Below are 12,186 nucleotides of genomic sequence, written 5' to 3'. Positions count from 1 at the left end.
GATAAAATATTTATGGTTTAAGTATATTCAGAAATAAATTAATTTAATAAGAAGCATCAAATTTATGTGTTCATTTTGTCCTTTATCTTATCCAGGCACAAATTACCCAAACTCCCTTCGTGAGTATGTTTTATTTGCTTTTTAGGTTTAAAAGACCCTGCTTCAATTTCAGCACCTATTTGTTTGTAGGCATCACGGAAAGGCATTCCACTAAGAACGAGTTGATTTAATGTGTCTACACTAAAAAGATAGTCGTACTTAGGATCATCCAGAATATTGGAATTTACCCTAACATCTTTTAAACTGAAAGTCATCATTTCTAAACAGGATTTTATTTCCTGAATCGCCGGGATTATTAGTGCCTTTACCATTTGCAGGTCCCTGTGATAGCCACTGGGTAAATTAGTTGTGATAAGTGTAATCTGGTTAGGGATGGCTTGCAGGCTGTTGCATTTTGCCCTGATAAGCTCAAAAACATCCGGATTTTTTTTATGAGGCATAATACTGCTGCCTGTTGTTAGCGCATCCGGAAACGATATAAAGTTGAAATTCTGACTCATATAGAGACAAATATCCATTGCCAGTTTAGACAGAGTGCCGGCAATTCCTGAAATGCCAAATGCTGTGGCTTTCTCCACTTTCCCTCGTCCCATTTGGGCAGCCACGACGTTGTATTTTAAATCGGCAAACCCCATTTTCGTAGTTGTATAAGATCGATCAATGGGAAATGAACTTCCGTAACCTGCCGCGCTTCCAAGTGGGTTTTGATCGGCAATTTTGAAAGCTGAATCTATAAAGTAAAGATCATCAATAAGACTTTCGGCATAGGCTGAAAACCACAATCCAAATGAAGAAGGCATAGCAATTTGGAAATGAGTATATCCGGGCAATAATATTTCTTTATATTTTTCAGCCAGTTCAATTAGCAATTGAAATAGTTCTTGAGTCTGGTGTTTTATTTCAGATAATTCTTCCTTTAGATATAATTGCATGGCTACCAAAACCTGATCATTTCTGGAACGGGCCGTATGAATTTTTTTTCCTGTATCGCCAAGTTTTTCGGTTAGTATAAATTCTATTTTAGAATGAACATCCTCAAAAGTATCTTCAATGATAAACTTTCCTTCTTCAATGCTCTGGGCTATATTTTCCAGTTCCCGTACCAGTGCAAGTGTTTCCTCACTTGTCAATAACCCAATTTTCCCCAACATTTGAGCATGGGCCATGGATGCTATTATATCATACTTAGCCAGTACCAAATCTAATTCTCTATCATTACCCACTGTAAAATGATCAATTTTTTTATCTGTACTGTATCCTTTGTCCCAAAGTTTCATTGCTATTATTTTTAGTGGTTTCTCCTGAGTAAGGCTTTTTAAAGTTAATTAGTTTATTAAAAACCCATCGAGAATTTTAATATATAGATTAATCCCTTCTTCAATTTCCGCAAGATAAATAAACTCATCTGCAGAATGTGAACGTACACTATCCCCGGGCCCCAATTTTAATGACGGGCAGCTCAGCGCAGCCTGGTCTGAAAGGGTAGGAGAGCCATAAGTGCTTCTTCCTAATGCAGCCCCAGAACCTACTAAAGGATGATTCTTGTTTATGGAAGATGAGTTCAATCTTAATGATCTGGGCTTTAGCTCACAAGGAGCTTCCCTAGATAACATTTCAGCTATTTCTTTATTGTTGTATTTATCATTAACACGTACATCAATTACAAGATTAACCTTAGCGGGCACTACATTATGCTGCCTGCCAGCACTAATTTGTGTAACTGTTAATTTAACTTCACCCAAAACTTCCGATGTTTTTGGAAATGTATAGTTCTTAAACCACTCCAACACTTCAATAGAATTATAAATGGCATTGTTGTTATTTGGATGTGCGGCATGAGAAGGGGTGCCCTTGACTATGGCGTCAAAAATTACAAGTCCTTTTTCTGCAATGGCCAGGTTCATCAGCGTTGGTTCCCCTACGATTGCAACATCAATTTCTGGAAGTATGGTTAAAAGGCTGTTTAAACCTTTGCCCCCCGAACTTTCTTCCTCAGCTGTAGCCGCGATTATTATATTGTGATTTAAATTCCTGTATTCGTAGAAATAGGTAAAAGTTGCAATTAGTGAAACCAGGCACCCCCCGGCATCGTTGCTTCCAAGACCAAACAATTTACCATCTTCAACGTGAGGGTCGAACGGGTCCTTTGTGTATGCTTCGTTAGGTTTTACAGTATCGTGATGTGAATTTAGCAGTAAGGTAGGTTTATCTTCGTCAAAGCATTTGTTGAAGGCATAGACGTTGTTATTAACTCTTTTATAAGGAATATCAAATTCGTGAAACCAATTTTCAAGAAGTTGCGCTGTCATATCTTCTTCTGAAGAAAAAGATGGGGTGGCAATTAACTTTTGTAACAGTTCAATTGCCTTTTTAATTAGTAAATTTTGCTCTGTTATCATAAGGTGATAGTAGTAAATAATTGGGCTTTAGGCTCAAGCATTGAGAGATCTCCAATACAGACTCGCTGAACATGTTTATTAAGTGCATGAAAACAATTTTCCAATTTTGGAAGCATACCGTCCGCAATGATTTTTTGTTGTTTCAGTTTCTGATAACTTTCCATATTAATTCGTTTTATTACAGAATCCGGTTCCGCTATGGTCCGAAGAACACCTTTTTTCTCGAAGCAATAATATAATGTTGTGTCATAAGTTTGGCTAAGAGCTATAGCTACTTCTGAGGCAATTGTATCTGCATTTGTATTTAGTAACTGCCCATGGCCGTCATGAGTCAACGCACAAAAAACTGGTACAAATTCAGCGTTTAATAGTTTGGATATCGATTCTGCATTAACAACCCTAACGTCTCCAACAAAACCAAAATCTATAGTGCTTACCGGACGCTTTACTGCAATTATTGCATTTGCATCTGCCCCGCTTAGTCCAATCGAATTGCAATTATTTCCTTGTAGCTGAGCTACAATATTTTTGTTAACGAGCCCTGCATAGACCATTACTGCAACCTCAAGGCTTTTCGCATCTGTAATTCTTCTGCCGTCGACCATTTTAGATTCTATGCCAATTCTTTTACCAATTTCCGTAGCTCGTTTACCACCGCCATGAACCAAAACTTTGTTTCCTCCCAATTGCGCAAAAAGTCTCAGGAATTGAGATAAGGATTCCTGCTCTTCAATTATATTTCCTCCAATTTTTATTATGGAAAGTTTTGGTTTCATATCTGTTAAATGGTGCCGAATTTGTGGCTAAAATGTAATTATTTTAATGTTTCTAACATCTTTTTTAATACGATTTGAGCGGCAAAAGTTCTGTTATTTGCTTGTTCTATGACCAGAGATTGGTTCCCGTCCAATACCGAATCTTCTACGACTACATTACGCCGAACAGGCAGACAATGCATAAATTTAGCATTCCCCAGTTTTTTTTCGGTTATCATCCAATTTTTATCCTGGTTAATGACTTTACCATAGTTTTTGTAATTGCTCCAATTTTTAACATAAACAAAATCGGCATCTTTTAGCGCTTTTTCCTGATCATATTCAATTCTGCTGTTTTTGGTTACCCTTGGATCCAGTTCATATCCCTTGGGATGAGTGATTGTAAAATTTGAATTTTGTAATTGCATAATTTCAATAAAGGAATTTGCAACAGCTTGAGGCAGTGCTTTGGGGTGTGGAGCCCAGGATAATACAATTTTGGGATGAATACTCTTTTTATATTCATCAATGGTTATTGCGTCTGTAAGAGCCTGAAGAGGATGGCTCAGGGAACTCTCCATATTCAGAACCGGGATACTTGCATATTTTTTAAATGAATTAATTACCATTTCGGCTTCATCTTCCTCCTTGTTTTTCAAAGATGGAAAAGCACGAATTCCAAGGATATCACAATATTGTGAGACTACCTGAGCAGCTTCCTTTATATGTTCGGCATTTCCTTTATCCATAATGGTTCCATCTTCAAATTCAAGTGCCCATCCGTCTTTACCAAAATTCATTACCATTACTTTCATCCCTAAATTCATAGCGGCCTTTTGCGTACTAAGGCGGGTTCTTAAGCTATTATTAAAGAATAACAACCCAATGGTCTTTTGCTTTCCGAGCTTCTTAAATGCTAATGGTTTTTTCTTAAGAATTAAGGCATCCTCAACCCATTCACTAACCGAATCAATATCGTTTATTGAAAGATAATGTTTCATTGCAATTCTTTTTTTAAGGCCTCAAAAAATTGATCCAGATCCTTTTCTTTAATTGTCAAAGCCGGAAGAACCCTAAGGACGTATTTGTCTTTTGCCCCGCCGGTAAAAAGATGTTGGTTATAAATTAGTCGTTTTCGCAAATCGCCAACCTCAAAATCAAACTTTAATCCCAACATAAGCCCCCTGCCTTTTATTTCCCTAACCTGCGGTATTTCTGAGGCTCTTTGTTTGAAATATTTACCCAGTCTTTCGGCATTTTCAACTAGTCGTTCTTTTTCCAGAACCTCTAAAACGGCCAAAACAGCCGTGCAGGCAAGATGGTTTCCACCAAAAGTGGTCCCCAGCAGGCCATGGGATGCCTGAATGTTTTTATGAATTAAGACACCTCCAACAGGAAATCCGTTTCCCATGCCTTTGGCTATAGTTATAATATCGGGCTTAATTTCATGGTGCTGAAAGGCAAAAAAAGAGCCAGTTCGGCCAAAACCAGACTGAACCTCATCAGCTATTAGCACTACTCCATATTTTTTACAAAGTGCTGCAATTTCCCGATAGAATATGCCAGATGGTTCGTCCAGACCACCAACCCCTTGTATGGCTTCCAGAATAACAGCACAAACATCATTCTTTTTGATTTCAGTTTCAAAGGTTTTAATATCTTCAAATGATAAAAAAGTAACTTTTTGCTGTTTGTTTATAGGGGCATTTATCTTCTCATTATCCGTTGCAGCAACGGCAGCAGATGTTCTACCGTGAAAACTATTCGTAAATGCAATTACCCGGGATTTATTTGTATGGAAAGATGCTAATTTTAAGGCGTTTTCATTAGCCTCTGCCCCGGAATTACACAAAAATAAGTTATAATCTTTGCAATTGGATAGTTGACCCAGCTTGGTAGCCAATTGTTCTTGTAACGGATTTTTAACGGAGTTACTGTAAAATCCTATTTGATCTAATTGCTTCTTTATGCGTTCTATGTAATATGGGTGTGAATGCCCGATGGAGATAACTGCATGGCCACCGTAGAAATCGAGATATTTATCTCCCTTATTATCAGTAATAACAATACCCTTAGCGGTAACCGGGGTTACATCATATAGTGGGTAGACATCAAATAGTTCCATTAGTTGCTTTTTAGTAAAGGCAGATCAGTAATATATCTCAGTGCCTAGTTCTTAGTTTTGAATTCATTTATTTTCTCAAAGGAAGCTACTATTCCCCTGATAAGCGAAGAACTTAATCCCTGATGCTCCATTTCGTTTAGTCCTTGAATAGTACAACCCATAGGAGTAGTCACCTTATCTATTTCTTCTTCAGGATGATTCCCCGATTCTATAAGCAAGCCTGCTGCCCCATTACAAGTGTACATTGCCAGCTCCTGTGCTTCTTTGGCATCGAAACCTAACTGAATAGCACCCTGTGTTGTTGCTCTTATAAGTCGCATCCAAAAGGCTATACCACTTGCACATATTACGGTTGCTGCCTGCATTTGATTTTCAGGTATTTCCAGGGAATAGCCCATTCTGTTAAAAATAGCTTTTGCAAGTTCTATACGCTTTTGACCGGCTGTATTGGAACAGATACAGGTCATAGATTTCCCTACGGAAATAGCCGTATTTGGCATACTTCGTATAATATATTTATCCTTTCCGAGAATAGCTTCCATTTTTTCAATGCTAAAACCAGTAATTGTAGAGATTATTACATGCTTATCCGTAAGAATATCTTTAACTTCTTCTAGGATCATTGCAAAATGGCCAGGTTGAACTGCAAATATTAAAATATCAGATTTTTTAACCGCTTCCCGGTTGTCCGAGCCAACGGTTACATTTCCATATTTTTCATAGTCCTTTATACTATCGACGTGTCTTTTGGTCAGATACATTGTAGTAGCCCCGTTGCTATGTAATACGCCTTTAGCAATAGATAATCCTAAATTCCCTGCTCCTATAATCGCTATTTTCATAATTACTTTTTTGTGATCTAGTTATTTTTATAATTCTCACTCCTTTTAATAAACCGCTGCTTTTAAATTTAATCCCTCACTTTCATCAAAACCAAACATTAAATTCATGTTCTGAATGGCCTGTCCGGAGGCCCCTTTAAGCAGATTGTCAATTACAGATGTTATTAATAGAACATCCTTGTACTTGTGCAGGTGAATATGACAATTATTCGTATTCACCACTTGTTTTATGTGAACCGGCTCTTCTGAAATCATAGTAAATACGGCATTTTTATAGAACTCATGATATAAATCATAAGCTTCCGTCTCATTTCCTTTAAACTTTGTGTAAGCCGTGCTGAGAATACCTCGGGAAAAGTTCCCCCTGTTAGGAATAAAATAGAGTTCACCAACAGCTTCTTGCAGAGATTCGAGACTTTCATTTATTTCACCAAGATGTTGGTGTGTAAAGGCTTTATACCAGGATGCATTGCTATTTCTCCAGCTAAAATGTGTGGTCGCCGATGGCATTACTCCTGCACCCGTGCTTCCTGTTACCGCATTCACATGTACATCAGAATTCAATAGTTGTGCATTGGCCAGTGGGAGTAAAGCTAATTGAATACAGGTAGCAAAACAACCCGGATTGGCAATATATCTGGCACTACTTATTGCGGAGCTGTTTATTTCGGGAAGGCCATACAAAAATTCTTTTCCGCCGAAAGATGCATCTTGCTTTAATCTGAAATCGTTGCTTAAATCAATAATCCTTGTTTTGGGCGAAAAAGAATAGTTGTTTAAAAATTTTTTGGAATTTCCATGGCCCAGGCATAGGAAAAGGATGTCGACTTCGGAATTTACCGAATCTGTAAAAGTCAAATCCAAAATGCCTAATAAATCTGTGTGGGTCCCACTAATTTTTTTACCCGCTTTTGTTGTACTGTATACGAAATCTATGGTGACCTTAGGATGATTTTGCAAAAGCCTGATTAGCTCTCCACCGGTATAACCGGACCCTCCAATAATACCTGCTCTAATCATGATTCTGAATTATATGATTCGCTATTTTTCCCGGATTGGATAGAATTTTAATAAAACCCTTTGCATCATCTGCTGTCCAGGCTTTATTTGTTTCACCGTAATTACCAAAAGATGCATTCATTAAATCATTCTCTGAACTAATGCCGTTCAATTCAAATCGATAGGGGTGTAAGCTTACTGAAACCTCTCCTGATACATTGCTTTGTGTATCGCTCAAAAATGCTTCTATGTTCCTCATTACTTCATCCAGATAATTACCTTCATGTAAGAGCATTCCGTAAAAATTCCCCAGCTGCTCTTTTTGAAATTGCTGCCACTTACTAAGAGTGTGTTTTTCCAATAAATGATGGGCCTTAATAATGATAAGTGATGCTGCAGCTTCAAATCCTACTCTTCCTTTGATACCGATGATGGTATCACCTACATGAATATCTCTTCCTATAGCATATTCCGAGGCCATACCGTTCAGGGCAATTATATTTTGAACGGGGGTACCCTTTTGACCATTAATGGAAACCAATTCGCCCTTAAAAAAGCTCAGTTTAATGTCTTTTGGTTCCGTTGTAATTAATTGTGAGGGGTATGCAGACTCCGGCAAGGACAAATTAGAGGTAAGCGTTTCATCGCCACCTACAGAAGTGCCCCATAAGCCTTTGTTTATCGAATATTTAGCTTTCTCCCAGGAATAGTCAATACCATTTTTCTGCAGGTATTCAATCTCGGCTTCTCTGGACAAACTTTTATCTCTTATTGGGGTAATTATTTTGATTTTTGGTGCGAGAATCTGGAAAATCATATCAAACCTCACCTGATCATTACCAGCGCCGGTACTTCCATGAGCAATATACTCAGCACCTATGTTTTTAGCATGGTTCACAATTTCTATAGCCTGAACTATTCTTTCGGCACTTACAGATAATGGATAGGTATTATTTCTTAACACATTACCGTAGATAAGATACTTTACCACCTTTTCATAAAAATGTTCCAATGCATCAATAGAAGTATAGCTGGAAGCACCTAACTGAACGGCTTTTTCTTTAATAAGTGCAATTTCTTCTGAAGAAAATCCACCGGTATTGACACTTACCGCATGTACCTCAAAGCCTTCTTCCCTGGATAAATATTTAGCGCAGTAAGAAGTATCAAGTCCACCACTATATGCCAAAACTAATTTTTTCATTTGTTCTTTCTTTTAAGAAATAGTTGCTCTTTCATTCTTTTAAGCCTTTTAAAAGCCTTATCATTTAGCTTTTCTTTCTTGGTCACAGCCAGTACGGGATCATAAAGCATACCTGTACATAGGCACATTTTTTGATCTGTTCTGGTGAGTACATCAAAATTTTTGCATGTTTGGCATCCTGTCCAAAAGGCCGGATCATCAGTTAATTCTGAAAAGGTAACGGGTTTATATCCTAATTCGTAATTCATTTTCATTACTGCAAGACCGGTTGTAATACCAAAAATTTTAGCTTCCGGGAACTTTTTCAAAGAAAGTTCAAAAATTGCTTTTTTAATTTTCTTTGCCAAGCCTTGATTTCTATAGTCAGGATGAACGATAAGCCCTGAATTTGCCACAAATTTTTGGTGTCCCCACACTTCTATATAACAGAACCCAGCAAATTTATCACCGTCCAAAGCAATGACAGCATTCTCGTTTTCTAGCCGTTTGATTATATATTCAGGCGTTCTTTGGGCAATACCGGTTCCCCTCACCTTTGCTGATTCGGCAATAGTGTCGCTAATTATTTTGGCGTATTTGAAGTGCGATTCGTTAGCAATTACTATTTCCATTGCTAGCTTTTTTTAAATGGTAAAAATTATTTGATTTGATAGTGCGGAAATGGACTCACCTATTTCCAAGAAAGAAATACACCCCTACGGGCGTGGACGTACAAAGGAGCGTACTGGAACAGAATTCCAAAGAGGTAAAGATATGTTTGTGCATTTTTTCATTGCAGATCAAATGTACAAATTAAATTGAACTATCATAATTTGCACACTAATTTTTACGAATTAGCAATTTTTGACCTTTCAATTTAATTATTTCGTAAACCATAAATCCAAATACTGTGAAATATTCAATAAATAGAAATCCAAGATTCTCTTTAAATTCAGGATTCTCGTAGGCAGAATAACTTAAAATGATCACTAATGACCAGGCCAGAGGGAAACGGTAATCCGTAAAAACGGACAGGCCTACGAGGAAAATTATATACCACGGATGCACTGTAGGGGACAAGAAGTAATAAAGTATGAGCACCCAGAACATAGAACTTATCAGTACTGATAAGTTTTTGTTATCCCTTAAAAAAGTAAGTAATAACACAAAACCTATCATTAAATAGGGCACTATTTTTCCATAGGTTTTAATTAACTCCCATGGCTTGACGTCAAATTTTATAGCTATCTGTTTAATTATATTGTAGATGCTGGCATTGAATTCAAAATTAGAAAACCACAAGCCAATGGTATCGGTGTAATTGCTAATGAATTCTGATGCGTAAAATGGTGAAACACCTATTAAAATAATTAATCCCAGTACTATGTAAAATTTAATACTTTTCTTAAATCCATAATAGGTTATAAACAAAGGGAGGAACATTATTGGCACGAGTTTCACCGAAATGGAACATGCAAATGCAATGGCTGCAAACAACCACTTATTTAGCGAAAGGAAACACAAGCCCCAAATAAAGAAAAATAGCATTACTCCTTCAAAATGCAGATTACCGGTAAGTTCTATGATTACCAGCGGATTTAAAAAATACCAAAAAATAAGATGAGGTGATCTGTTTAAGTGCCGTAGTAATTTCTTTCCAAAATAATAGATTCCTATATCGGCAAGTATAATAATAGATCTCATGACTATTAAAGAACCCATAATGCTCTTCCCACCCAAAAAGGCAGAAAAAGCAAACAGTAGTTGATTTAAAGGTGGATAATTGCTAAAATGTCTGGCGCTTAAAGAGCCCATACCATTGTATAATTCCTGAGAATTTGCCAAAAGTATCTCGCCATTTTCCATAATAGCATCAGGCGTCTGTAAATAAGGATTTATACCGGAGAGGACTAATTCACCATCCCAGATAAATCTATAGAAATCCTGTGACAAGTTTGGTTCGACCAAAAGAAAAATCAAACGAAAAAGAATACCGGAAATCAGAAGGAAGTTGAAATTCCACTTTTCAAATTGAATCAGTTTAAAACAAAGAAAAAAGAGGGCAAAGAAAAGGCTGATAAGCTTTATGAAATCTGTTCGCACGAGATCATATGCGAAGCTGGTATAGAACAATAGACTTGCCAATACCATGAGAATTGAAAATTTGTGAAGATTCCAATAGGAGGAAATCCTTGAAGCCATTGGTCTTTATAGTTTGATCTCTACAAAGTACACAAAAATTGATAATTTTCAAGTAATTATAAGTCCTGCAAATGTGCCAGCAAGTAAATCTAAAAAAATTCCTGTCACGCTAAGAAATAAGCAAATTAATACGCGGTTAGGCTTTAGCTGTTAGCGATTTAAGGGCAACAAAACCGAATCCGAGGAACAACATGAAATGAAATGGGAACAAACCAAAATCATTTAGTGGGATAGCGCTGTACATTCCAAAAAGGAAATAGATCATCAGGCCGAACTCAAGAATCATATTGGGAGATATCTTTTTAGCCAGGTATTTATTGCCTTTCCAACTGTCTGTAAGATTGTTGATATTGAATTTTGGTGTGCGTACAAATTCACTTCTTTTTCCCATATGGCCTTCGAGAACGGCAACTGTATTGTGCAAGGAGAAGCCCAGTGCCACCGAGAAAAATGTAAAGAAAAGTTTTATATAATCCACAAAATTATCAAAACTACTTCCCTGTATACTTTTATAAGTGAACCAATAACATATGAATAATATTACTGTACTTAATATGAAAAAACTGGTTACTTCAAATATCCAACCTAAATGACCATACATGTTCTTTATATATAGCATGGGAATACTCAACAAGGCCACAATAAAAACACAGAGGAACATGGAACTGTTTAACAGGTGCATTACCCCATGAAATTTGGTTTTGAATGAAATATTTTTAGCGGTAACAACACTCCAAACGGTTTTTCTAAAGTTTTCTGCCCCACCTTTATTCCATCTGAATTGCTGCGATCTTGCAGCGCTGATAACAACGGGAAGTTCAGCCGGGGTTTCGACATCTTCAAGGTATTTGAATTTCCAGTTTTTTAACTGCGCTCTGTAACTAAGGTCCAGGTCTTCAGTTAAAGTATCCCCTTCCCAGTTTCCAGCGTCCAGAATACAATCTTTTCTCCAGATACCTGCAGTGCCATTAAAATTAATAAAGTGTCCTTTTGCATTTCTTCCAACCTGTTCAAGAGTAAAATGTGCATCGAGAGCAAAAGCCTGAATTTTTGTGAGTGTAGAATAGTCCCTATTGATATGTCCCCACCGGGTTTGAACAACACCTATTTCTTCATCTTTAAAATAAATAACTGTTTTCTTTAACCAATCGTAATCCGGAAGGAAATCTGCATCAAATATCGCTATGAAATCACCTTTAGCAATTTTCAACCCTTCTTTTAAAGCTCCGGCCTTAAAACCTTCTCTGTTTTCTCTTCGAATGTGTTGTATATCTAATCCCGTATCCTGTAAGACTTTAATTCTTGCTGCAGTTTCTTCAACCGAATTATCTGTGGAATCGTCCAATACCTGAATTTCCAATTTGCTTTTAGGATATTCTATTTTGGAAATGTTTTCCAGTAAACGTTCTACAACGTATTCTTCATTGTATATAGGTAACTGAATAGTTACAAAGGGAATCTCTTTGGCATCCAGTAAATTATATTTAGGGGCAACCTCATTTATCTTCTTATTCCCTAAATAATTAACCAATAGGTTCAATTGTGCCAGACTGTAAAAAAAGATCAGTAACAGGGCTGTGCTGTAAATCCCAATAATAATGTAAGCAATTGTTAGTCCCAT

At 36.9% G+C, this 12,186-nt stretch carries 11 protein-coding genes; all 11 read right to left on the bottom strand.

What is annotated here, in order from left to right; all coding sequences use genetic code 11:
• Nucleotides 1-62: 62 nt before the first annotated feature.
• Nucleotides 63-1,337, bottom strand: coding sequence for an argininosuccinate lyase (gene argH, locus ABJH90_RS12300; RefSeq protein WP_348141644.1), 1,275 nt, complete (start codon nucleotides 1,335-1,337; stop codon nucleotides 63-65).
• A 48-nt stretch (nucleotides 1,338-1,385) separates the two neighbouring features.
• Nucleotides 1,386-2,459, bottom strand: a complete 1,074-nt coding sequence (locus tag ABJH90_RS12295) for a M20 family metallo-hydrolase (protein WP_348141645.1) — start codon at nucleotides 2,457-2,459, stop codon at nucleotides 1,386-1,388.
• Nucleotides 2,456-3,235, bottom strand: a complete 780-nt coding sequence (gene argB, locus ABJH90_RS12290; protein WP_348141646.1) for an acetylglutamate kinase — start codon at nucleotides 3,233-3,235, stop codon at nucleotides 2,456-2,458. The genes ABJH90_RS12295 and argB overlap by 4 nt, the downstream gene beginning before the upstream one ends.
• Nucleotides 3,236-3,273: 38 nt before the next feature.
• Nucleotides 3,274-4,215, bottom strand: coding sequence for an N-acetylornithine carbamoyltransferase (locus ABJH90_RS12285; protein WP_348141647.1), 942 nt, complete (start codon nucleotides 4,213-4,215; stop codon nucleotides 3,274-3,276).
• A complete protein-coding gene (locus tag ABJH90_RS12280) occupies nucleotides 4,212-5,339 on the bottom strand; it encodes an aminotransferase class III-fold pyridoxal phosphate-dependent enzyme (protein WP_348141648.1) in 1,128 nt (375 codons plus the stop codon). Before ABJH90_RS12280 ends, ABJH90_RS12285 begins: the two co-directional genes overlap by 4 nt.
• A gap of 44 nt (nucleotides 5,340-5,383) precedes the next feature.
• Nucleotides 5,384-6,181, bottom strand: a complete 798-nt coding sequence (gene proC / locus ABJH90_RS12275; protein ID WP_348141649.1) for a pyrroline-5-carboxylate reductase — start codon at nucleotides 6,179-6,181, stop codon at nucleotides 5,384-5,386.
• A gap of 45 nt (nucleotides 6,182-6,226) precedes the next feature.
• A complete protein-coding gene (gene argC / locus ABJH90_RS12270) occupies nucleotides 6,227-7,201 on the bottom strand; it encodes an N-acetyl-gamma-glutamyl-phosphate reductase (RefSeq protein ID WP_348141650.1) in 975 nt (324 codons plus the stop codon).
• The gene (locus tag ABJH90_RS12265) at nucleotides 7,194-8,384 is read right to left on the bottom strand and encodes an argininosuccinate synthase domain-containing protein (protein WP_348141651.1); all 1,191 of its coding nucleotides are present in this window, start codon (nucleotides 8,382-8,384) and stop codon (nucleotides 7,194-7,196) included. The genes argC and ABJH90_RS12265 overlap by 8 nt, the downstream gene beginning before the upstream one ends.
• Complete coding sequence (locus ABJH90_RS12260) at nucleotides 8,381-8,995, bottom strand: GNAT family N-acetyltransferase (protein WP_348141652.1); 615 nt, start codon at nucleotides 8,993-8,995, stop codon at nucleotides 8,381-8,383. The genes ABJH90_RS12265 and ABJH90_RS12260 overlap by 4 nt, the downstream gene beginning before the upstream one ends.
• A gap of 208 nt (nucleotides 8,996-9,203) precedes the next feature.
• Nucleotides 9,204-10,565 (bottom strand): mannosyltransferase, encoded by a 1,362-nt coding sequence (locus tag ABJH90_RS12255; RefSeq protein ID WP_348141653.1) that lies wholly within the window; start codon nucleotides 10,563-10,565, stop codon nucleotides 9,204-9,206.
• A gap of 136 nt (nucleotides 10,566-10,701) precedes the next feature.
• Complete coding sequence (locus ABJH90_RS12250; RefSeq protein ID WP_348141654.1) at nucleotides 10,702-12,186, bottom strand: cellulose synthase family protein; 1,485 nt, start codon at nucleotides 12,184-12,186, stop codon at nucleotides 10,702-10,704.

The organism is Eudoraea sp., assembly GCF_039969275.1.
Lineage (GTDB): Bacteria > Bacteroidota > Bacteroidia > Flavobacteriales > Flavobacteriaceae > Eudoraea.
This window is presented reverse-complemented; position numbering and strand designations above follow the sequence as displayed.